Origin of the sequence: Phocaeicola coprocola DSM 17136 (assembly GCF_000154845.1) — a bacterium.
Classification (GTDB): Bacteria; Bacteroidota; Bacteroidia; order Bacteroidales; family Bacteroidaceae; genus Phocaeicola; species Phocaeicola coprocola.
The window spans coordinates 76,747-99,961 of sequence record NZ_DS981428.1 but is presented as its reverse complement, the minus strand read 5'-3'; the positions used below and the strand labels follow the sequence as shown (position 1 = coordinate 99,961).

Below are 23,215 nucleotides of genomic sequence, written 5' to 3'. Positions count from 1 at the left end.
CCCCAAAGAACAATGGCAAGATGCGTCTTATTAGGAATCCCCCACTTGTAGACGTTTGTGCACAAGCATAACAGGTCTGAGTCCTATATATGAGAACAATTCTCAGAGAAGTTATGGCTTCCGTCCGAGAAGAGGTTGTCATGACGCGTGAGAGGAGCCCAAGAGATAATCAATACAGGCTACACGTACGTTGTAGACCTTGACCTTGAACGCTTCTTCGATACCGTGAACCATAGCAAACTCATAGAAATTCTCAGCCGTACTATTAAAGACGGCAGAGTTGTCAGTCTGATACACAAATATCTCCGAAGCGGTGTAATGAACAAAGGTCTGTTCGAAGTGAGCGAGGAAGGAACTCCCCAAGGAGGACCACTAAGTCCATTGTTAAGTAATATTATGCTCAATGAGCTGGACAAGGAACTCGAACGCAGAGGACTTCCTTTTGTGCGGTATGCCGATGACTCGATGATATTCTGTAAGTCCAAAAGGGCAGCAAGAAGAGTCAAAGAGTCCATAACCCGATTTATAGAGGGAACTCTATACCTTAAAGTCAACAAGGAAAAGACTGTAGTATCGTATGTTCGAGGAGTGAAGTATCTCGGTTATTCCTTTTATGTAATGAAAGGCAAATATCGCCTTACAGTACACCCTAAATCCAAAGCAAAGATGAAATTGAGCCTCAAAGAGCTGACTAATCGTAGCAATGGATGGGGATACGTCAAGAGGAAACAGAAGCTGAAAGATTACATACGTGGGTGGATTGGATACTATCACCTTGCCGATATGAAACGCTTTCTTCTTGACACAGATGAGTGGTTAAGACGTAGAATACGTATGTGTATATGGAAAGCTTGGAAGAAACCCAAGACCAAGGTGGCAAACCTCATTAAATGCGGTATAGAAAAATATAAGGCATGTGAATGGGGAAACACTCGCAAAGGTTATTGGCGTATCGCTGACAGTCCTATATTGAAAGTGGCGATAAATAATGATAGCCTGCGAAAAGCAGGATATCCTACCTTAATGGGCTCGTATCTCGAATGGTACCCAAAATAGGAACCGCCGTATGCCGAACGGCACGTACGGTGGTGTGAGAGGTCGGTGAACATGAAAATAGGAGATAAACACCTATGATTAATGTTTACCTCCTACTCGATTGAAATGCAAAATTGTCTATTAACTTTCCATCATTACTTCTAAGGCAAACTTACCTCGGATACACTCAGTGAAACACTAGCTCTGTGTCTCGAACGGGTGTAATTTAATGGTATTATTGTTATTTGTTTTCGATAAACATATTGAATAAGCTGATTCTAAGTATTATTTTTATGGATAAGCTCCCTTATTAAAGTTGTTGTTTAATTTTATGTATATCAATAAGTTATTGATGATTTGAAAAGTATTATCGGACAACATGTATTATTTTATGTTACTAGTCCCGATTCGGTCGGAGATGGATTTGAAAGAATTGTACCGAATCGGGACTATTTTTCTATTTTAAATGTGCAGTTCACCAGGAATAAATGTTTGCTTTATGCCAGATGTTGTTCAATGTATTGCATGATTTCCTGTGTTGAGTCAGGATGAAACCAGGCTATTTCTGTATCACGCTTAAACCATGTTACCTGTTTACGTGAATAGATGCGTGAGTTCTGTTTTATTTTTTCGATAGCGAAAGGTAACTCCCACTCTCCGTCGAAATATTTAAATAATTCTTTATATCCTACGGTATTCAGTGAATTCAGGTTGAGGTACGGATATACTTTTCGTGCTTCTTCCAGTAATCCTTCTTCCATCATCATGTCTACTCGACGGTTAATACGATCGTATAGTTCTTCCCTGTCGCGTTTTAATCCGATTTTTAATATGTTGAAAGGACGCTCCTTACATGTACGTGTACGGAAAGATGTATATGTTTTTCCTGTCATATAGCATATTTCAAGTGCATGTATTACGCGTTTGGGATTCTTCAAGTCAACAATATTGTAATATTCAGGATCAAGAAGCTTTAACTCTGCACATAAACGTTCCAATCCCTCCTGTTCGTAACGTTCCAGCATTAACTGACGTGTATCATTGTCTACGGTAGGAATGTCGTCAATACCTTTGCATACGGCATCGACATACATCATTGATCCTCCTGTAAGTACTACTACGCTTTTTTCTTGGAATAATTCATTAAGCTTTTTCAGTACTTCACTTTCGTATTGTGCCGCACTATAGTAATCTGTCAGTTGCAGAGTTCCTACAAAATAATGTGGAACACGTGCTAACTGGTCGGGGGTAGGGGCTGCCGTCCCTATTTTCAGGTCGGCATAAAGCTGTCGTGAATCAGCTGAAATAATAGAGGTATGATATGCTTCGGCAATAGATAGACTTAAATCTGTTTTACCTATACCTGTAGGACCTATCAGTACAATGAGTGTTGGTTTATTCATATATTCTTTTAAAGCAACTAAAAAAGGAGGAATAATCTCGTATCCGTTATTTGTCTTTCGAGATTTTCCTCCTTTTCGCGTAGATGAAAATAACAATTACAATATCTGTTAATTAATATTTGTCTTCATCGTAAGGATTGCTTCCTCCTTCCATATCAAAGCCTTCCGGATCGAAGTCTTCCATATCGAAATCTTGGTCACCATAGAAGTTCTCATCTAAATCGAGAGCAGTGTTTGTATTCATTTGCTCATCAAAATCAATGGTTTGTTTAGGTGGATTTCCTTCTTTGCGTGAGCAAGTTGCATGTTGTAAATCCTTTCCTGTAATAATTTCGGAAAGCTCTATAAAGAAAACACGTTCAGCAAGCGGATCGAATACATAAAGTAATTTCTGTTTTTCGTCTTCCAACAGTTCACTTAATGGAGTTTCCTTCATAACGAAAGTATCTTCTTCAGAGCTTCCATTACCCATATCTTCTAAAGTAATTTCAATTTCTTTTTCCCAGTCATCATCGCAGATGAAAAAAGAAGTCATCTGATCATCTTTATAACCGGTACATTTTAATATAGCTTCGTGTAAATCGTAAAAAGAAGCTTCTGAGTCGATTTTTATCTCTCTCAAGAAATCATCGACTTCATCGGATATGATTCTGAATTTATATACCATTGTTCTTTCCTGTTTAATATTCGTTGATGTTGTAAAGATATAAAATTTTCTTTATCGGATAATTCCTCTTTCCGAATTTTCAATAAAAGAAACGATATATTCAATTTCCGGAGTCATAGTAATCTCTTCACGAATTTGCTGCAAAGCATCACTAACATTTTTTCCGCTGTTGTAAATAATGCGATATGTATTGTGGATGTTTTCAATTAATTCGTTTGAAAATCCTCTACGGCGTAATCCGATAATGTTAATTCCACTATATGCAATCGGTTCGCGACCGGCAATGATATAAGGAGGAATATCTTTACTGAAACGGCATCCTCCCTGAATCATAACATAACCTCCTACCCGGCAGAACTGATGCATCAAAACATTGGCACTGACAATTGCATTATCATCGATGATAACTTCGCCTGCCATTTTTGTAGAGTTTCCTATAATACATCCGCTTCCGACAATTGTATCGTGAGCAACATGTACTCCTTCCATCAGCAGATTATTGTTGCCTACTATTGTTTTTCCTTTTGCAGCTGTTCCTCTGTTTATTGTTACATTCTCACGGATGGTATTATTGTCACCGATTTCTGCGGTTGTTTCCTCTCCACGAAACTTTAAATCTTGTGGAATCGCTCCGATGACTGCTCCTGGGAAAATGCGATTATTATTTCCAATACGTGAACCATATAAAATGTTTACGTTGGGCATAATTGTATTATTGTCGCCTATCACTACATTCTTGTCAATAAATACAAAGGGACCTATTTCGACATTTTCTCCTATTTTAGCTTCTGGATGTATGTATGCTAATGGGCTAATCATATTTTTTATAAGAAGTATTAAGTATTAAGAGTATAAATTGCAGGGATGAAGAATTCAGTCTAAATGTATTAGATAGAATTCTTCATCCTTGTTTATGTATCGTTTTTATTTGTTTTTCACTATTTGTGCCATGAATTCAGCTTCGCAGACAATTTTTTCGCCAACAAAGATATAGCCTTTCATAGTAGAAATTCCTCGGCGGATAGGTGCCATTAATTCTACACGGAATATTAACGTGTCACCCGGAACAACTTTCTGCCGGAACTTAACATTGTCTATTTTCAAGAAATAAGTAGAATATTTTTCCGGATCATCCAAAGAGTTCAATACCAGCAATCCTCCGACTTGTGCCATTGCTTCTATTTGAAGCACACCAGGCATGACCGGTTCGTTAGGGAAATGGCCAACGAAGAACGGTTCGTTGGATGTTACATTTTTTATACCAACGATATGGTTTGCTCCAATGGCAATAACTTTATCTACTAATTGGAATGGATAACGGTGAGGAAGTAATTCGCGAATGCGGTTTACATCCATGATTGGTGCTTCGTTGCAATTATATACAGGTGCTTGAATTTCATGCAAACGAATTTCCTTGCGTATCTGACGGGCAAACTTGTTATTGATTGTATGTCCCGGACGGGTAGCAATGATTCGTCCTTTAATAGGTTTTCCAATTAATGCCAAGTCACCGATAATATCAAGAAGCTTATGACGTGCAGGTTCGTTAGGCCATACCAATGGAATATGGTTGATATATCCCAATTGGCTTGCATCCATATGAGGTACTCCCATTACATCTGCCAGCTTATCGAAGTTCTCTTGTGTCATTTGCTTTTCGTAAATGACAATCGCATTATCCAGATCGCCTCCTTTAATCAGACCAGCATTAAGCAATGGTTCGATTTCTCGAACAAAAACAAAAGTACGTGCCGATGCTACTTCTGCTGGAAAATCTTCCATATTCTCTAAAGTAGCATATTGGTTGGTAAGTATTTTTGAGTCGTATGAAATTAGTGTGTTGACACTAAATTTATCATCTGGAAGTACGGTAATGGATGAACCGGTAGCTTCATCACGGAACTCAATCTTAGACTTGATTATATAAAAATCTTTCGGCGCATTTTGTTCTTCAATGCCAACTCGTTTGATACATTCTACATATGCTTTGGCACTTCCGTCCAGAATTGGAAATTCCGGACCGTTAACCTGAATCAAGCAATTGTCTATGCCAGCTGCATAAAGTGTGGCCATGGCATGTTCTACGGTACTTACTTTTACCCCGTTTTTCACCAAGACTGTACCGCGGGTTGTATCAACTACATTTTCAGCTACTGCATCAATGATGGGCTGATCATCTAGATCTATTCGCTGAATTTTATACCCGTGATGTTCTGGGGCAGGATTGAATGTAACTGTCAGTTTGACTCCTGTGTGAAGCCCTTTGCCATTCAGTGAAAAGCTGCCTTTTAAAGTTTGTTGTTTCAACATGGGTTTATTTATTAAGTTGTTTTTTTAGTTCTTCAATTTCCTTTTGTAATCGGTTTAGTTCAGTGTACATCTCTGGGAGTTTCTTGAATATTGCAGATGAGCGAGCAAATTGCTTCGGTTCAATAGCTGGATATCCCATTAAAGTACTTCCAGATTTTGTGTTACCCGGTATTCCAGACTGTGCTCCAACGTTTACATGGTCACCTACTTTTATGTGTCCGGCAACTCCAACTTGTCCTCCGAACATACACCATTCTCCTATTTTTGCAGATCCGGCAACTCCAACTTGTGATGCCATCACGGTATGGCTGCCGACTTCTACATTATGTGCTAATTGGATTAAATTGTCGAGCTTTGCTCCTTTATGTACAACTGTTGCTCCCATCGTAGCACGGTCTACACATGTATTAGCTCCAATTTCTACATTATCTTCGATGATAGTGATACCTATTTGGGGGATTTTTTCATAACCTTCAGGTGATGGTGCAAAACCAAATCCGTCAGCTCCGATAACCGCCCCGGCATGTATAATGCAATTGTTCCCTACGCGACAGTCATGATATACTGTTACTTGAGGATATAAAATAGAGTTTTCTCCAACTCGGGCATGTGCTCCAACTGTTACTTGCGGATGTATATAGGTATTATCTCCAATTTCAGCTCCGTCTTCTATACAAGCAAAAGGACCTATATAAACATTCTGGCCAATTTTTGCACTAGGTGAAATTGAAGCCAATGGATCGATGCCAGTTTTTTTCGGTTTGCTCATTTCATATAAGGTCATCAGCTTTGCCAGACTTTCGTAGGCATTCTCTACTTTAATCAGAGTTGCTTTTACCTCATGTTCAGGTGTGAAATCTTTATTGACCAATACAATGGACGATTGAGTCTCATATATGAAATGCGTATATTTAGGATTTGATAAGAAAGATAATGCACCTGGGATACCTTCTTCTATTTTAGCAAAAGTGTGTACAGTGGCATTTTCATCTCCCACAATTGTTCCTTGGATATATTCTGCAATTTGCTTGGCTGAAAACTCCATAATTGATGTTTTTGTTCTTTTTTTACTTTAATAGTTTGAGTTTTGGAATGTCTTTAAAACTACATCCACGTTGTTAATTATGCAAATTACGTATTTTTTTTTTATATATCCGTGTAAAATGTAAATTATTTATCTGTATCCTATCGGAAAAGTGTTCTTTTTCTCTGATTTATAAAATAAAATACTGCCTTCCATGTATAAAAACGGAAGACAGTATTTTAGATTGATTTAACAAATTCTCCTGATTTAGTAGCAGGAAGTTATTCTTTGGGAAAGATCTTATTATAAGATAGCTTTCAGTAATTCACTCATTTGTTGCTGTACTTTATGAGCCTCTTCTCCTGCTACTTTTGCAAAGTTTTCAGTTTTATCTGCATAGATAATAGCTCGGCTGGAGTTGACAATCAGACCACATTCTTTGGTCATTCCGTACTTGCATACTTCTTCGAGTGAGCCTCCTTGTGCACCGATTCCCGGAACCAATAAAAAATGATTAGGAACAATCTTACGAATATCTTCGAACATACGTCCTTGAGTGGCTCCAACAACATACATCATGTTTTGATCATTAGCCCATTCTTGAGATTTACGAAGAACCTTTTCGAAAAGACGTTCACCTTCCGGATCGGCAGTCAACTGAAAATCGTGTGAACCTTTGTTGGATGTAAGTGCAAGCAAAATAACCCATTTACCTTCATAAGTGAGGAATGGAGTCACGCTGTCTTCTCCCATGTAAGGAGCTACAGTTACAGAATCAATGTTAAGCTCTTCGAAGAATGTGCGAGCATACATGGCAGAAGTATTACCTATATCTCCTCGTTTTGCATCAGCAATGATGAACTGGTCAGGATAATTTTTCTTAATGTATTCTACAGTCTTTTCGAATGCGATCCATCCTTTTACTCCCATACTTTCATAGAAAGCCAGATTGGGTTTATAAGCAATACAGTAAGGAGCTGTAGCATCAATAATAGCTTTGTTGAAAGAGAAAATAGGATCTTCCTCTTTTAACAGATGTTCTGGTATCTTTTTGATATCAGTGTCCAGTCCTACACACAAAAAAGATTTTTTGTTTTTAATGTTTTCGAATAATTGCTGTTTGTTCATATCTATAGGGTTTTAAATTATTTGCTGAATAAATAACCGTTTATACTCACTTGTGTATGTTTTTTGTTGTTTTCTGTGGTATTCTCAACCAAAAATTCGGTGAGGTAAAATATTTTTCTATTTGAGTTGCATTTCAATTCAGCCGGAGGCATTTCTCCATATTTATATTGGTTAAGCTTCTCAAGGGTCTGGTAGCTTATGTACACAGTGTCGTTCTCTTGTTGTAACGGTATGGCCAATATTTGTTTTTCGCATTCGTCATTAGTTGAAACGTAGTATTGGTTCACGTATTGTAATTTATCATATCCGTCAGGGATGTTTATAAAAGCTTCTGAGGCTGACTTTCCAGAATAGGAAGTCGTACCTTGAGTCTCTCCTTCATTTTTGAACTCTGTACGGAGCATATATAATGAAACGTTTTCGTCAATCCATTGTGCTATGCTTTCTTTACCAAACCATTCGTAAAGATAAATAATTTTTTCGTTAATAGATTGTGCTTTTGCAGAAGAAAAATTCTTTAGCCATTGGGTGTACTCTTCATGAGAAAAAGGAAGTTTTTTCTGTTGAGTATTCTGAATCTCCTTATTAATTTCGTTTTGAATGGTTTTTTGTGTGATACTTGAGTAATTGACCGGTAGAATTGAAGTCAACAGAAAAATTATAGAAAAAGAAACAGGAATCCAATTGATTCTTTTGGCCTTAATCAAAATCAGAGTTATGCATACAAAGTAGCACCAGACGTTGAGTGTGATTAAATACAGGCGGTTGATTGTCACTCCATAATCATTAAATCGCCGGATAATGCCTATAGTCATTAAGCAAAGCAGAGGCAATACAAATGCAGGAAGCCAGCGGGCTATTAATTCATCCATGCGCTTGCCATGTGCCATTCGAGTTGGATATAATCCGAATTCAATGGCAATACATCCAGTCATTAATGCAATGACCAGCCATGAAACCCATCCGATCGGAAGTTCCCAACTGGCTAGAATACGTAGCGCATAAATGTAAAGTACAATCAGATATCCTCCCGTAAGAGGAAGGAATAAATAATGAATTACATTATTTAAGAATGAATGTAATAAAGGGAATGTGTTATGTTTCTCTTGTCTGGAAGGTAATAGTCCCAGGAATAATAACAGAGGCAAACATACATTACATATGATAACGATATATAAATAATATCGGGTATCAATGTCTATGTTGAATAGTTTATGCAATGACAATACCAAAAGACTGATTCCGCAGCTCATCACACATCCTATCAAATTGGCTGTAATGCATGATGTAATACTTGATACTGCGAAATTCCAGCTCGGTATATCATTTTTCTCTTTTAGAAAAGAGAGGAAAAAGATGGAAAGCCCTATGGCCCAAAGTCCTGCTCCATGAGCAATTCCTATTTCAGTGAAAGACTTCTCATAAGAATAGGAGTATAAATAAAATGCATCGGCTATCAGGAGTGCATGTGCTCCTGTTTGAATAATACTCTTCTTTATCAAACTTTTGATTTCCTCACACCATAAATGCAGGGAAAGAGAAAGTAAGGTTCCTACCGATAGGTAGTATCCTAGTATCCAGTAAAGTTTCTTGTTCTCTGGCTGATCAGCTGCTACTAAATAACAGAGATAACAGGTTAAAGATAAAATAAAGAATAAAGTAATGGGAAAACGCTTCAGATTAATCTGGAGCGCCCCATTGAAGGTCTGAATTGTTTTTTGTAACCAGTGCCTTAGCATTTTAGTGAAAAATCAGCTATTACAACTCACTTTCTTTCAATCGTTCTGCATTCTCTGCAACAATCAGATGGTCGATACAATCTTGGATATCTCCATCCATGAAAGCTGCCAGATTGTATATCGTATAATTGATACGGTGATCGGTTATACGTCCTTGTGGATAATTGTATGTGCGGATTTTAGCAGAACGGTCTCCTGTGCTGACCATTGTTTTACGTTTAGATGCAATGTCGTCGATATACTTTTGATGCTCTTTATCATAGATGAAAGTGCGCAAACGTGATAAGGCACGTTCCTTATTCTTAGGCTGGTCGCGGGTTTCTGTACACTCGATAAGAATTTCCTCCACAACACCGGTATTAGGATTTTTCCAATTATAGCGTAAGCGGACTCCTGATTCTACCTTGTTTACATTCTGACCACCAGCACCGCCGCTTCGGAATGTATCCCATTTTATTTCGCCTTCATTGATTTCTACATCGAACGGCTCTGCTTCGGGTAGTACAGCTACAGAAGCGGCTGATGTATGAACACGTCCCTGAGTTTCAGTAGCCGGTACACGCTGTACACGATGTACTCCTGATTCATATTTAAGAGTTCCGTAAACTTTATCTCCTGTTACCGAACAAATAATTTCCTTAAAACCTCCGGCAGCTCCTTCGTTTGCACTAGATACTTCCAGTTTCCAGCCTTTCGATTCGCAATATTTTGAGTACATACGGAATAAGTCCCCTGCGAAAATAGCGGCTTCATCTCCTCCTGTACCACCTCGTATTTCCAGAATAGCATTGCGATCATCTTGCGGATCAGCTGGAACCAGCAGAAGCTTAATCTCTTCTTCCAGTTGTGGAAGACGAGCTTCGCAAGCAGCTGCTTCTTCGCGAGCCATTTCTTTCATTTCAGGATCGTTCTCAGCCATCATCATTTTAGCCTCTTCTAATCCGTTGAGGCACTGCAGATACTCCTTGCGTGCCTGCATAAGATCTCCCAGTTCTTTATATTCTTTCGTCAGCTTTACATATCGTTTCTGGTCAGATATAACGTTCGGGTCGGTAATCAGGGTTGATACCTCTTCGAAGCGAGCTACTAATCCATCCAATTTTTCTAATATGGTATTGTTTTCTGCCATATTCCAAAGAGTGTTAGTTTATTAATTCTCTAATATATAATGTTGTTATTTTGCAAAACAAAAGCTTACCATAGTCTGCCATAAAATAATTGTTCCTGAATGAAATAGTCATCGAATAGATATTTTTGTTAAGATGGCTATTGTAGAACTTTATTATTTATGACTATGGTAAGCTTTCTTATTAGTTAGTATTTGAATTCTCCAAATTCACTATGGATAATCAGCTCTTTATGATCGCTTTCTTCAATACGTCCGATTATCTGAGCATCGATGTTGAATGATTTGCTGATTTCGATAACCTGCTCAGCATGTTCCGGTGACAAATAAACTTCCAGACGGTGTCCCATATTGAATACCTTATACATTTCATCCCAGTCGGTTCCACTTTGTTCTTTGATAGTGCGGAACAATGGAGGTACAGGGAAGAGATTGTCTTTGATTACGCGACAATTGTCTCCAACGAAATGCAATACTTTAGTTTGTGCACCACCTGAGCAGTGAACCATACCATGAATTTGCGGACGAAGAGCATTCAGCAATTTTTTAACAACAGGCGCATAAGTACGGGTAGGAGAGAGAACCAGCTTTCCTGCATCCAGCGGAGAGCCTTCTACTGCATCTGTCAATTTCAAGTTGCCGCTGTAAACCAATTCTTCTGGAACTGCCTTGTCGTAGCTTTCCGGATACTTCTCTGCAAGGTATTTAGAGAAAACATCATGACGTGCACTTGTCAGGCCATTGCTACCCATACCGCCGTTATATTCTTTTTCATAAGTAGCCTGTCCGTACGAAGCCAGACCTACGATAACGTCTCCCGGACGGATATTTGCATTGTCAATTACATCAGCACGTTTCATGCGGCATGTCACTGTACTGTCGACAATAATAGTACGAACCAAGTCACCAACATCGGCAGTTTCACCTCCTGTTGCATAAACACCTACTCCCATTTCTCTCAATTCGGCAAGCAATTCGTCTGTTCCGTTGATGATAGCCGAAATCACTTCACCCGGAACCAGCAGTTTATTACGTCCGATAGTTGACGATACCAAGATATTGTCTACAGCTCCGACACACAACAAGTCGTCGATATTCATAATCAAGGCATCCTGTGCAATTCCTTTCCAAACAGACAAGTCACCAGTTTCTTTCCAGTATAAATAAGCCAAAGACGACTTAGTACCGGCTCCGTCAGCATGCATGATATTGCAATACTCCGGATCACCACCTAGAATATCAGGAATAATTTTACAAAAAGCCTTAGGGAAAATACCTTTGTCAATGTTTTTAATGGCGTTATGCACATCTTCTTTCGATGCGGAAACACCGCGCTGCATGTATCGTTGATTGCTCATGAGATATTATTTGTTTGTTTTTGTTCAATTGAATGTGCAAAAGTACGGATTATTTTGCTTATGTCCTATCGTTTTTCTTGTTTTGTTACGTAGCTTGTCGTGAATGGCTGATTCATTTCCAGAGGCTGGCTTTCATTTCCATACCTGTCTACAGCTGTAACTGCCCAATATATCCGTTCTTGCCATGGAACTTCGGGACAGAAGATATACTGCGTAGAGTCTGTTCTTATTTCAATCAGGTTTGATGCCTGTGTGATATCTATCGGATAAGTATTCGAAGCATATATACGATAATATACCGGAACCGAGGAATTATCGGTAGATGCTTTCCAGCTTAACTTTACTCCTTTATCCAACGGGATAAAGACGGGATTTGCCGGAACGGAAGGAGCTATGCTGTCTATCCATGTCATAGCAGGAATGGCAGCAGGTTGTGTGTAGAAATGCTCTTTCAGTTCATCGAACACTCCTTTTGTATTGTCAACCAAAAAACGATTGCGGAAGTAAGCCTGTCCGTCAAGTTTTATATTACGCAAAAAAGAGATTTGCCGTACCACTTCATCAAGCCGCCAGTTTTGTTCTTTGGGGTGGAGAAAATAAATACCTAACCCAGGGACAATCCATCGTCCGTTTTTATTTTCCTGCCAGTCGAGAGCAAACGGATAAAAATGATTTCCCTGAAAATACATCATCGGGAATAAAGCATCGTGTATTCCTTCTTTCAGCCATTGAAGTGCATCTTGGTAAACGACTTCATAGGCATTCCATCCCCTTGAGGGATAGCGTTTGGTATCGTTGTATTTTCCAACAGGAGAACTGCTTACCTTTACCCAGGGCTTTAGCGATTTTGTTTCTGTATAAATACGCCGCACAATGCGGGTGATATTATTTCTGCGCCATTGCTGTAAAGATTCTTTTTTGCCATATTTACGATACGTACTCTGGTCGGGAAAGTCTGATGCCCGTTCCGGGTATCGGATATAGTCGAGATGAATACCGTCTATATCGTAGCGGGAAACAATTTCGCGCACAATACTTGCAAGATAATTATCTGTTTGAGGGTTTCCCGGGTCCAGATACCATGTCCCTTTATATAGCTTGCAGATGGAGGGCTGTTTTCGTGTTACAGATTTTTTACCTAAAAGCTTAACCTGTCGGGTATTTCCTATAGGGATGGTTACAATCCATGCATGCAGTTCCATACCTCTGCGGTGACATTCTTCTATGGCAAATTTCAGTGGATCGTAGTTGGGATTTCCTCCTTCGTGTCCGGTTAAGGATTCTGTAAACTGTTCTATGGCAGATGGATAAATGACATCTCCACGCAAACGGGTCTGAAACAATACGGTGTTGAAGTTTGCACGTTTCAGTGCATCGAGTGTCTTACATAATTCTTGTTTCTGAAGTTCGATAGTTTTGGCTGATGTTGCTTTATGCGAAGGCCAGTCCAGTCCGCCCAATGTGGTGAGCCAGGTTGCCCGTATTTCATATTTGGGTTGAGCATATCCGGACAGGGGAATAATGAACCCCAAAATAACAATGTAAATAGTTATAAGTCTGTTGTACATAATTTCGTTTTTTAGTTTTGCAAAGATAGCAATATGTTCTTTTAAATTATTACTTTTGCGCTCACTTAAATACTTTTTATTATGATAACTTTTAGTATAGCTTTAATTCTGTTAGTAGTCGGTTATTGGATTTACGGAGGTTATGTCAATAAACTGTTTGCTCCCGATCCCAACCGTAAGACTCCGGCACTGACTATGACCGACGGGGTAGACTTTATACCTCTTCCTACATGGAAAATATTTATGATCCAGTTTTTGAATATTGCAGGTCTCGGACCAATTTTCGGTGCTATTATGGGAGCGCAGTTTGGTACAGCCTCTTATCTTTGGATTGTTTTCGGAACTATATTTGCAGGCGCGGTACATGATTTCCTGGCCGGAACTCTGTCACTTCGAAATTCGGGCGAAAGTCTGCCACAGATTATAGGACGATATTTGGGAAGCGGAACCCGAAAGGTAGCCTGTGTCTTTACAGTTCTGTTGATGATATTGGTTGGAGCTGTGTTTGTTTCAGGACCGGCGGAATTATTGGCTGGTATGACTCCCGCCTCTCTTGATGTTTATTTTTGGGTTGTCGTGATATTCCTATATTATATATTGGCAACGATGATGCCGATTGATAAGATTATCGGTAAGATTTATCCTTTGTTTGCCTTTGCTTTGCTTTTCATGGCTGTAGGAATTTTGGTTATGCTGTATGTAAAAAGTCCGGATTTGCCTGAAATGTGGAATGGGTTTGGAACAAAATATGAACGGAATCCTATTTTCCCGATGATGTTTATTTCCATTGCCTGTGGAGCCATTAGTGGTTTTCATGCTACGCAATCTCCATTGATGGCACGATGCATCACTAATGAAAAGCATTGTCGTCCGATTTTTTATGGAGCAATGGTGACCGAAGGTATTGTTGCTTTGATTTGGGCTGCTGCGGCCACTTATTTTTTCCATGAAAACGGTATTGTAGATGAAGCAACTGGAGTTGCCTATTCGGGAGCGAAGGTAGCTACTGATATTTCGAAGGACTGGCTGGGAACCTTCGGGGGTATTTTGGCTATACTTGGTATTGTAGCTGCACCGATTACCAGTGGAGATACAGCATTACGTTCTGCACGTCTGATTGTTGCTGATTTCTTTCATGTAGAGCAACGCAGTATTCGTCGTCGTTTGCTTATCTGTATACCTATATTCCTTGTGACTATTGCATTGCTGTTGTACAGCTTTGGCGATGCAGAGGGTTTTAAGATTATATGGCGATATTTTGCCTGGTGCAATCAGGCTTTGTCTGTTTTCACACTGTGGGCAATTACTGTATGGCTGGTACATGAAAAGAAAAACTATTGGGTAACGCTTATTCCTGCTCTTTTCATGACGGCAGTATGTTCTACCTATATATTAATAGCTCCAGAAGGACTTGCCTTATCTGAAAGTATATCTTATCCTCTCGGTGCTGTTTGTGTGCTGATTGCAATAATCTGGTTTGCTGTCTGGTATAAAAAGGAGAAAAAACGTATTTAATTTTTTACTATATCCTTTGGTCAAAGGATAGCAGAGTCTTGCTGCTACTGATTAAGGATGATATGTCATCTCATATAGTCAGTTGCGGCAAGACTTTTTTCTTTATATCGGCAAGGCTTTTCTGACAGAGCTGGTGAATTGCTAAAAAGCCGTGGCAAAATATTTTTTCATGGCGTTTTTTTGTTACTTTTGCGACAATCAATTCTTAAAATATATTTATGGTGAAGAAATTATTATTTGTATTTATTTTACTGATAAGTTGTATCAATGCACATGCTCAGTTCGAAGAAGGAAAATGGTATCTGAATACTTCTCTTACCGGACTGGATCTCTCGCATAGCAAATACGAAGGAACTAACTTTGGTTTTCAGGTTGGTAGCGGAGCTTTTGTTGTCGACAACCTGATGGTGCTGGTTAATTTCAAGGGAGAGTATGTAGAACACGGTATGGATGAAACAAGTGTGGGAGCCGGAGCAAGATATTACTTGTCTAACTGTGGCCTGTATGGTGGATTAGGCCTGGCTTATAAACATTTGTCGAATAGTGTAAATCGTAAAGATCTTGTCTGTCTGACTCCAGAGCTGGGGTATGCATTTTTCCTGAATGGAACGATTACCGTAGAGCCGGCTGTATATTATGACTTGAGTTTTTCGAACTGTTCGGAATACAGTAAGCTTGGTTTTAAGATAGGATTTGGTTTTTATTTCTGATTATATATCTAAATAGTGATGAAAAAAGTATTCATGTCACTCGCCTTGCTCGTTGGAGTTTCGGGGAGTGTATTTGCACAGAAAAAAGGGTTTGATTATAAGTTTTATGGTCAGGTACGTACAGATTTGTTCTATAACACCCGGTCTAATTCGGAAACTGTAGACGGATTGTTTTATATGTACCCGCTGGATGAAAATCTGGATCCGAACGGACACGATCTGAATGGAGTTGGTAATGGTAATTTTTATACGTTATATACTCGTCTGGGGGTAGATGTTACAGGCCCGATGTTAGGTAAAGCCAAGACCTCGGCTAAGGTAGAAGTTGATTTCCGTGGTTCGGGTACTACTTATTCGTTGTTCCGTATTCGTCATGTCTACTTTAATCTGGATTGGGGCAAATCAGCGCTGCTGGTAGGACAGACCTGGCATCCGTTGTATGGTGATGTTGCTCCTGAAATATTGAATTTGAATATGGGTGCACCTTACCAACCGTTTAGCCGTGCTCCTCAGATTCGCTATCGTTTTACTTCTAATAATTTTATGCTTACTGCTGCTGCTATCTGGCAGTCGCAGTACTTGTCAGTTGGTCCTAAAACCAATAAACCGGGAGAAACCTCTACCCAGAAAAGCCAGGAATTCATGAAAAAGAGCTGTGTTCCTGAATTTTATTTGGGGGTAGATTATAAACGTCCGGGACTGATAGCCGGAGCTGGATTGCATGTAAGTTCTATTACTCCTCGTACCCAATCGGAAACTGAAGACGCGGTTTATTTCGTAAATGAACGTGTAACAGGTATCTCCGGAGAGGCTCATGTGAAGTATACAAAGGAGAACTGGCTGGTATCCGCCAAAACTGTACTGGGAACTAATCTGACTCAGACAAGTACTGTGGGAGGATATGGAATAACCAGTATCGATGAGGTGACGGGAAAACAGCAGTACTCCCCGTTGCGTACATCTTCTACATGGGTGAATGTGGCTTATGGAAAGAAATGGCGTCCGGCTTTGTTCTTTGGTTATCTGAAAAATCTGGGTGCAACCAAAGAAGTTCCTTATGGTGCATTAGGAACAGGAACAACGCTCGACCAGTTGTTTACCGGTACAGCTGAACTTACTTATAATATTCCCCACTGGAAATTCGGGGCGGAGTATTCACTCTGTAATGCCTGGTATGGCGATGAATTTGATGCGAAAGCAAAAGCAATAAACTCTCATTCTATACTCAATCATCGTATAGTGCTGGTAGCTCTGTTTCAGTTTTAAAAAAAGAACGTGAATTTTTATATAAAACGTCCTGATGTTTTTGAAAAAAATTGCTCAATTTTTTTAGAAACATCAGGATGTTTTTTTATTCGTTGGTTTTTGTGATAAGCTATAATCTATGTGTCTGTTATGGTGAATTGTGGACCTTTTGTACGCCATTTATTAAATATTATCCATTTGAATGATATTGCATATTAAGTGTATTGTATTCCATTAGAAAAAAAACTTGTTTAGCTTAATTTGGTTTTCGTTGAATTTATCAAATTATTAAGTACTATGAAAATTGATTTATTTGGATTGCCAACAAAAACAATAGTTTTTTTATTGGGTTTTGCTACATGTAATATGGGATGTAGTGATGAAGTGGTAATAAAAGAAGATGTTTATGTGAAAGACACAGAGGGAGTTTTTCCTGATTATGGTGAAGTCTTAGCATTTCCTGGTGCTGAAGGGTATGGACGTAAGACAGCAGGAGGACGTGGAGGTGAAGTGTATCATGTTACTAATTTAAATGATTCTGGAGAAGGCTCACTGAGGGATGCTGTAAGTAAGCCTAATCGTATTATTATTTTTGATGTTTCGGGTATTGTAAGATTAGAATCAGCTTTGGTTATTAATCAGCATAATTTGACGATTGCAGCTCAAACAGCTCCAGGAGATGGTATTGTTCTTTATGGGGATCGTGTATCTTTTTCAGGTGCAAAAAACCTTATTTGTAGATATCTTCGTATACGTATGGGAATGAATGGACCGAAGGGAAAGGATGCTGCAGGATTGGCTGATGGAACTGATATGATTTTTGATCATTTGTCTGTTACATGGGGACGAGATGAAAATTTTTCGATAAATGCTGGTGGTAAGGCAGATAATATTACCATTCAAAATTCAATTATAGGACAGGGGTTACAAAATCATTCTTGTGGAGGGCTTATTCAAACAGATGTAGATCATGGCATAACACTTTATCGTAATCTTTATATTGATAATAAGACCCGTAATCCTAAAGTAAAAGGATTAAATCAATTTGTAAATAATGTTGTATATAATTGGGGGAATGGAGCTGCCTATAATATGGGAGGAGATTCAGAAGGAGAGTCTGAAACAACCATAGAAGATAATTATTTTATTGTAGGATTGTGCAATAATTGGATGAATGTAAGAAATGAAGAGACTCAAGAAATAGAATTAAAAAATATTCCTGTGACTCCGACCCCTCCTTTTATAGGGGCAAATAGAGATTATAGGGCATATTTTAAAGGTAATTATTATGATTATAATAAGGATGGTGTTTTAAATGGTATAGAATTGACTGAAAATAATTATCCGGAGTTTTGTGAAAAAGAAACTTTTGATGAGGAAACAGGTAAATATTCTGGAATGCCGACTTTTTTATCTACTCCATCCATAAAACATAATTCCATATTAGGACAGACTTCTGCGGAAGAAGCCTATAAATGGATTGTAAAGTATGTAGGAGCTTGTCTTCCTGTGCGTGATGAAGTTGATGCCTATTTGATTGATGAATTAACTTCATTGGGTATAAAAGGCACAATAATTCAAGATGAGAGAGATAAAAAGCAATACCCATTGGGAGGACCAGGAAAAATTATGGAAGGTGAAAAAGCTCCAGATACTGATGGTGATGGCATGCCTGATTCTTTTGAGGAACAATATGGATTGGATAAAAATGACCCTACAGATGCTTCTATGATTGCAAATAATGGCTATACCAATATTGAAAATTATATTTTTACACTAGATGCTCAGATAAAATAAATTTATACAGAAATGAAAACATATATAAAATATTGTGCGTTTATAATGGCTGCTTTTTGCAGTTGCACAGAAGATAAGACTATAGTTGAGGAAATAATTCATAAGCAACCGGTTGCTTTTTCTTTTAATCAAGCTGTTGAAAAAGAATTACAGATTGATTTTAAGGCTGGGGATTTAATAGGAGTAAATGAACAAACTTGTACTATGTTAGCGAATGGGCAAATTAGTTTATATGAAATACCTGCAACTGCTGATTATATTGTTTACCATCCGTATGATGCTAAATTCTCAGAAAAAAATATTGAATTTAATATACCTGAACAGCAAGAGTTTGAAGAGAAAGGGGTTAATCCTGCTTCATTTCCTCTTTATGCTATTACTAATAATGAAGGTTTTGACAATTTAGTAATGAATCCTGTTTGTGGTAGTTTAAAAGTGACCGTACCGGCAGCTGATGAAGGCTTTACTTCGGTAACCTCTGTTACGATAAAAAGTAAAGAAGATGTGTTGGTTAATGATTTAGTTGTGAATCCTTCAACTAATGAAATTGTACAGAAAGGGGAAGGTTTCCATTCAGTAACTTTAAAAGGTAATATAGATTTGACTGAAGGTAAAGATTTATATTTTGTACTTCCATCTATAACTTTTAGTGAAGATCTTGAAATTGTTTTTCATTCAGTTAAAGGAGAAGGAACTGCGATTGTAAATGTAAAAGGTAAATCGATAGAAAAGGGAAAGATACTTTCTATATCTGTTGGAGCAATAAACTGGTTAGCCACCTCTAATTATTATGGAAAATCTAATTCCATTATTGTAGCTCCAGGTACGAGAACTGTTACAGTAGATTGTACACCATATTATACAACAGATATAAATTATTCTTATGAAAATATTCTGGCTGATAATGATAAGTTGCCTTTGTCTGCTAAATTATTATGGAATGATGTTTCAACAAATTTTGTTACAAAGGTAACATTAGCCGATGATAGAAAATCATTTCTTGTTGATTTAAATGGAGAATGTGGAAATGCTGTAGTTGCTATTTATGATAATATAAATCCAGATGCAGAAGAAGCGAATGTTCTTTGGTCTTTCCATATATGGGTAACAGAAATAAATGAACATAATTTAGGTACTAATATAAAAGGAAATAATTATATAGTTTTAGATCGTAATTTGGGTGCTGTATGTACTATACCAGGAGATACTAGATCTATTGGACTATTGTATCAATGGGGGCGTAAAGATCCATTTGTAAGTACTTCTGAATTTGGAATGAATACGAAATCAGTGTTATATAATCAGGATGGGGTTGTAAAAGAGAGTTCTCAAAAGTCGGATAATAGTAAAGGAACAATAGAATATGCTATAAAAAATCCGATGACTTACATTGTTGATGGAAATTCAAAAAGTAATACTTCTCAGTTGCCCTATCAGTATGCATACGATTGGATGCAATATGCAGATGATGCTCTCTGGGGAAATCCTTATGGGTATGAATTTCCTGATGCTTCTCTTTTAAAGAAATCTATTTATGATCCTTGTCCAGAAGGGTATATGGTTGCTCCCCGTGACACTTGGATGACTGCTGACAGTGAGAAACTTATATTTGATGATAATGGAAGTTGGGATGTTGCAAATTTGGGCTATTTATTAATTTATAATGGGCAAACAATGTGGTATCCTGTAACAGGAGTACGTAGTGCTAGAGGAGGAGGATTAACTGCTTGTAATGAATATGGTTGTTGCCTGTTTAGTTCTCCAGATGGAAATAAAAATGCAAAGGCTCCTTTTATAAAAATAATGAAAAGTGGAGTTGAAAAAAGTGCGGATAGAAGGGCAAATGCTTATCCTGTACGTTGTGTGAGAATTATAAAATAAAAAAACATCCTGACTTCTATAATAATTTTATATAGAAGTCAGGATGTTTTTTTATGTCTGTGAACCTGTTTCCATGTAAACGTACTATTTTATATGGAAAGATATACATTCAGCCTGTATATTTGCGTCTGTACTATTTGAATAATGAACAACTATTAAAAACACGATGAAGAAAAAATTCTATTGTCTATGTATGGGGATGTTACTGGGTATATCTTCGGTTGAGGCTAAAGTGACACTTCCTTCCATTATTTCCGACAATATGGTTCTGCAGGCACAGACCAAAGTCTGTATATGGGGTAAGGCTACTCCAGGTGAAAACATTTCGGTTGCACCTTCCTGGAATGAAAAAAGCATTAGCACTACGGCTGGAAAAGACGGACGCTGGAGGGTATATATATCTACACCCAAAGCGTCAGACAATCACTCCCTGACAGTTAAAGGAGAAAATGTCATTACTATACGTAATGTATTGATCGGTGAAGTCTGGCTTTGTACAGGACAGTCTAACATGGAGTTTCCCGTAGCCCATGACCCGAAGGTGAAGTGGAAAACCGGTATGCTGGGTGAAGCGGAAGTAATGAAAGATGCAGATTATCCCGAAATACGTTTGTTTCATGTAGAGCATCAGCTGGCCCACGAAAAAGAACAGGATGACTGTACTGGTAAATGGGTTGTCTGTTCTCCCGAAAATATACGTGACTTTTCGGCTGTAGGGTTTGTATTTGGAAAGAAACTGCATAACGAACTGGGAGTTCCTGTCGGGTTGATTCAGTCTACATGGGGAGGTACACATGCTGAATCGTGGACTTCTATGGAAGTAATGAAAGATGATACTTTATATAGTGATGTCCTTCAGCAGTTTGCTTTGAAAAATGTGAAACGTAATAAAGACTATTGTAAAGTACCTTCTACGCTTTGGAACGGAATGATAGCTCCTATTGCCGGATATACGGTAAGAGGAAACATCTGGTATCAGGGAGAATCTAATTCTATTCGCGCTGAAAAGTATCAGCAGGTTTTCACCAATATGATAAATTCCTGGCGTGAACGGTGGGGGCAATCAGACATGCCTTTCTATTTTATGCAGATAGCTCCTCATTACAGACAGCCGGCCGAGATTCGCGAAGCACAGTTGAAGACCTGGCGTGAGAGCGGACTGAAAAATGTTGGAATGGCGGTTGTGGTAGATGCTGCCGATTCTACGGATATTCATCCGCGTAACAAACGTGTGGCAGGCGAGCGGCTGGCTGCATGGGCATTGGCAAAGCAGTATGGGAAAAACGTGGTCTATTCGGGACCTGTGTATAAAAAGATGAAGATTGATGGGAGCAGAGTGATATTGAGCTTTGATTATACGGAAGGTGGCTTGAAAACCCTTGATGGAGGTGATGTAAAAGGCTTTTTCATATCCGGAGAAGATGAGCGTTTTTATCCGGCACAGGCTGTTATAAAAGGAAATAAGCTGGAGCTTACTTCAGACAAAGTAATGCATCCCGTTGCAGTGAGATATGGTTGGGGAACTTTCTTCCGGGTAAATCTTTGTAACGGAGCAGGTATACCTGCAGTTCCTTTCCGTACAGATTGCTTTGCTCCTGAAAAGGCTTCGCGGAAGTTTGCCGATTCAGAGATGCGCCGTTTCCCTCAGGCATGGCAGCTGGATCATGGTAAACGTCTTTTCTTCGGGTATGCTCAGGGGGTAGGATGCTGTGCGATGCTTGACATGTGGAAAGCTACTGGTGATAAACGCTACTTCGATTATGTAGAAGAGTGGGGGGATACGATAATCAACGATAAAGGAGAAATATATAAGTATGATATGGCTACTTATAATCTCGATTTTATCAATCCGGGAAAAGTTTTATTCGATCTTTATCGTGAAACACATGATGTTAAGTATAAGAAAGCGATGGACGTGTTGGTTAAGCAACTCGAACATCACCCTCGTACTTTAAAAGGTGGATTTTGGCATAAACTTGTCTATCAGCATCAGATGTGGCTGGATGGTTTGTATATGGCCTCTCCTTTTCTGGCTCAATACGGTGCGGAGTTCAATCGTCCGGATTTAATAGATGAGGCGGTGAAACAGTTCAGACTTTGTCATGAGTATACGTATGACGCTCGGACCGGATTGTATTATCATGCCTGGGATGAAAGTAAATCTCAACGTTGGGCTAATCCGGAAACGGGACATTCGCCTAATTTCTGGGGACGCAGCATTGGCTGGTGGTTTATGGCTCTTGTGGATGCTCTCGATTATATTCCTGAGAATCATCCGGGGCGGGCAGATATGATCGGTTGGATTCAGGGACTTGCTGAAACGCTTCCAAAGTATCAGGACAAGAATGGCTTGTGGTATCAGGTTATTGATCAGCCCAAACGGGAAGGCAATTTTCCAGAAGCTTCTGTAACGAGCCAGTGTATGTATGCATATGCCAAGGCGGTAAATAAGGGATACATTGACAAGAAGTATCGGGCGGTTGCAGAAAAGGCTTTTAAAGGATTGAATGATAAATTGATGCGTGAAAATGCGGATGGTACTTTAACCTTGACTCGCTGCTGTCAGGTAGGAGGTTTGGGAGGTAATCCTTACCGTGACGGAAGTTTTGAATATTATATAGGAGAAAAAATGCGTGATAACGACGCAAAGGCAACCGGTCCTTATATCATGGGATGTTTGCAATTAGGATATTAAAAGAATGAGTGAAA

At 38.7% G+C, this 23,215-nt stretch carries 16 protein-coding genes and 1 pseudogene; 7 read left to right on the top strand and 10 right to left on the bottom strand.

Features of this window, described 5'->3' with window-relative positions; genetic code table 11:
- Window positions 1-1,056 (top strand): annotated as a pseudogene (locus BACCOP_RS00375) (reverse transcriptase domain-containing protein); the annotation flags it as partial.
- Between the two features lie 476 nt (window positions 1,057-1,532).
- Here the strand turns inward: BACCOP_RS00375 and miaA are convergent.
- The 10 genes from miaA to BACCOP_RS00325 all read right to left on the bottom strand — a co-directional run bounded on the left by miaA (window position 1,533) and on the right by BACCOP_RS00325 (window position 13,358).
- Window positions 1,533-2,438, bottom strand: coding sequence for a tRNA (adenosine(37)-N6)-dimethylallyltransferase MiaA (gene miaA, locus BACCOP_RS00370; protein WP_007564899.1), 906 nt, complete (start codon window positions 2,436-2,438; stop codon window positions 1,533-1,535).
- 112 nt (window positions 2,439-2,550) lie between these two features.
- A complete protein-coding gene (locus BACCOP_RS00365) occupies window positions 2,551-3,105 on the bottom strand; it encodes an IS1096 element passenger TnpR family protein (protein WP_007564897.1) in 555 nt (184 codons plus the stop codon).
- Window positions 3,106-3,156: 51 nt separating this feature from the next.
- Window positions 3,157-3,924, bottom strand: coding sequence for an acyl-ACP--UDP-N-acetylglucosamine O-acyltransferase (gene lpxA / locus BACCOP_RS00360; protein WP_007564895.1), 768 nt, complete (start codon window positions 3,922-3,924; stop codon window positions 3,157-3,159).
- A gap of 105 nt (window positions 3,925-4,029) precedes the next feature.
- On the bottom strand, window positions 4,030-5,415 hold the full coding sequence (locus tag BACCOP_RS00355; RefSeq protein ID WP_007564893.1) for a bifunctional UDP-3-O-[3-hydroxymyristoyl] N-acetylglucosamine deacetylase/3-hydroxyacyl-ACP dehydratase: 1,386 nt from the start codon (window positions 5,413-5,415) through the stop codon (window positions 4,030-4,032).
- Between the two features lie 4 nt (window positions 5,416-5,419).
- Entirely contained in the window at window positions 5,420-6,460 is a 1,041-nt protein-coding gene (gene lpxD, locus BACCOP_RS00350) for a UDP-3-O-(3-hydroxymyristoyl)glucosamine N-acyltransferase (RefSeq protein ID WP_007564891.1), read from the bottom strand.
- 282 nt (window positions 6,461-6,742) lie between these two features.
- On the bottom strand, window positions 6,743-7,567 hold the full coding sequence (gene pyrF / locus BACCOP_RS00345) for an orotidine-5'-phosphate decarboxylase (RefSeq protein WP_007564889.1): 825 nt from the start codon (window positions 7,565-7,567) through the stop codon (window positions 6,743-6,745).
- A gap of 17 nt (window positions 7,568-7,584) precedes the next feature.
- Window positions 7,585-9,306 carry a DUF4153 domain-containing protein gene (locus BACCOP_RS00340; protein ID WP_007564887.1) on the bottom strand — a complete coding sequence of 574 codons (1,722 nt, stop codon included), beginning with the start codon at window positions 9,304-9,306 and terminating at the stop codon, window positions 7,585-7,587.
- Window positions 9,307-9,325: 19 nt separating this feature from the next.
- Window positions 9,326-10,435, bottom strand: a complete 1,110-nt coding sequence (gene prfA, locus BACCOP_RS00335) for a peptide chain release factor 1 (RefSeq protein ID WP_007564885.1) — start codon at window positions 10,433-10,435, stop codon at window positions 9,326-9,328.
- 185 nt (window positions 10,436-10,620) lie between these two features.
- Entirely contained in the window at window positions 10,621-11,790 is a 1,170-nt protein-coding gene (locus tag BACCOP_RS00330) for an AIR synthase-related protein (RefSeq protein ID WP_040311655.1), read from the bottom strand.
- 65 nt (window positions 11,791-11,855) lie between these two features.
- Window positions 11,856-13,358 (bottom strand): glycoside hydrolase family 10 protein, encoded by a 1,503-nt coding sequence (locus BACCOP_RS00325; RefSeq protein ID WP_007564881.1) that lies wholly within the window; start codon window positions 13,356-13,358, stop codon window positions 11,856-11,858.
- Window positions 13,359-13,439: 81 nt separating this feature from the next.
- Between BACCOP_RS00325 and BACCOP_RS00320 the strand changes: the two genes are divergently transcribed.
- The 6 genes from BACCOP_RS00320 to BACCOP_RS00295 all read left to right on the top strand — a co-directional run bounded on the left by BACCOP_RS00320 (window position 13,440) and on the right by BACCOP_RS00295 (window position 23,201).
- Window positions 13,440-14,873, top strand: a complete 1,434-nt coding sequence (locus BACCOP_RS00320; protein ID WP_007564879.1) for a carbon starvation CstA family protein — start codon at window positions 13,440-13,442, stop codon at window positions 14,871-14,873.
- 218 nt (window positions 14,874-15,091) lie between these two features.
- On the top strand, window positions 15,092-15,583 hold the full coding sequence (locus BACCOP_RS00315; RefSeq protein WP_007564875.1) for a hypothetical protein: 492 nt from the start codon (window positions 15,092-15,094) through the stop codon (window positions 15,581-15,583).
- An 18-nt stretch (window positions 15,584-15,601) separates the two neighbouring features.
- Entirely contained in the window at window positions 15,602-16,849 is a 1,248-nt protein-coding gene (locus BACCOP_RS00310) for a DcaP family trimeric outer membrane transporter (RefSeq protein ID WP_007564873.1), read from the top strand.
- A gap of 276 nt (window positions 16,850-17,125) precedes the next feature.
- Entirely contained in the window at window positions 17,126-18,625 is a 1,500-nt protein-coding gene (locus BACCOP_RS00305) for a hypothetical protein (RefSeq protein WP_007564872.1), read from the top strand.
- A 12-nt stretch (window positions 18,626-18,637) separates the two neighbouring features.
- Window positions 18,638-20,506 (top strand): hypothetical protein, encoded by a 1,869-nt coding sequence (locus tag BACCOP_RS00300; protein ID WP_007564870.1) that lies wholly within the window; start codon window positions 18,638-18,640, stop codon window positions 20,504-20,506.
- Between the two features lie 166 nt (window positions 20,507-20,672).
- Entirely contained in the window at window positions 20,673-23,201 is a 2,529-nt protein-coding gene (locus tag BACCOP_RS00295; RefSeq protein WP_007564868.1) for a glycoside hydrolase family 88 protein, read from the top strand.
- Window positions 23,202-23,215 lie beyond the last annotated feature (14 nt).

What these genes read in the sequence shown, in the direction of transcription:
- BACCOP_RS00300 (WP_007564870.1), top strand. Translation starts at nt 18,638, where the DNA reads ATGAAAACATATATAAAATATTGTGCGTTTATAATGGCTGCTTTTTGC.
- BACCOP_RS00310 (WP_007564873.1), top strand. Translation starts at nt 15,602, where the DNA reads ATGAAAAAAGTATTCATGTCACTCGCCTTGCTCGTTGGAGTTTCGGGG.
- lpxD (WP_007564891.1), bottom strand. Translation starts at nt 6,460, where the DNA reads ATGGAGTTTTCAGCCAAGCAAATTGCAGAATATATCCAAGGAACAATT.
- BACCOP_RS00325 (WP_007564881.1), bottom strand. Translation starts at nt 13,358, where the DNA reads ATGTACAACAGACTTATAACTATTTACATTGTTATTTTGGGGTTCATT.
- BACCOP_RS00330 (WP_040311655.1), bottom strand. Translation starts at nt 11,790, where the DNA reads ATGAGCAATCAACGATACATGCAGCGCGGTGTTTCCGCATCGAAAGAA.
- pyrF (WP_007564889.1), bottom strand. Translation starts at nt 7,567, where the DNA reads ATGAACAAACAGCAATTATTCGAAAACATTAAAAACAAAAAATCTTTT.
- BACCOP_RS00305 (WP_007564872.1), top strand. Translation starts at nt 17,126, where the DNA reads ATGAAAATTGATTTATTTGGATTGCCAACAAAAACAATAGTTTTTTTA.
- miaA (WP_007564899.1), bottom strand. Translation starts at nt 2,438, where the DNA reads ATGAATAAACCAACACTCATTGTACTGATAGGTCCTACAGGTATAGGT.
- BACCOP_RS00340 (WP_007564887.1), bottom strand. Translation starts at nt 9,306, where the DNA reads ATGCTAAGGCACTGGTTACAAAAAACAATTCAGACCTTCAATGGGGCG.
- BACCOP_RS00295 (WP_007564868.1), top strand. Translation starts at nt 20,673, where the DNA reads ATGAAGAAAAAATTCTATTGTCTATGTATGGGGATGTTACTGGGTATA.
- prfA (WP_007564885.1), bottom strand. Translation starts at nt 10,435, where the DNA reads ATGGCAGAAAACAATACCATATTAGAAAAATTGGATGGATTAGTAGCT.
- BACCOP_RS00320 (WP_007564879.1), top strand. Translation starts at nt 13,440, where the DNA reads ATGATAACTTTTAGTATAGCTTTAATTCTGTTAGTAGTCGGTTATTGG.
- lpxA (WP_007564895.1), bottom strand. Translation starts at nt 3,924, where the DNA reads ATGATTAGCCCATTAGCATACATACATCCAGAAGCTAAAATAGGAGAA.
- BACCOP_RS00365 (WP_007564897.1), bottom strand. Translation starts at nt 3,105, where the DNA reads ATGGTATATAAATTCAGAATCATATCCGATGAAGTCGATGATTTCTTG.
- BACCOP_RS00355 (WP_007564893.1), bottom strand. Translation starts at nt 5,415, where the DNA reads ATGTTGAAACAACAAACTTTAAAAGGCAGCTTTTCACTGAATGGCAAA.
- BACCOP_RS00315 (WP_007564875.1), top strand. Translation starts at nt 15,092, where the DNA reads ATGGTGAAGAAATTATTATTTGTATTTATTTTACTGATAAGTTGTATC.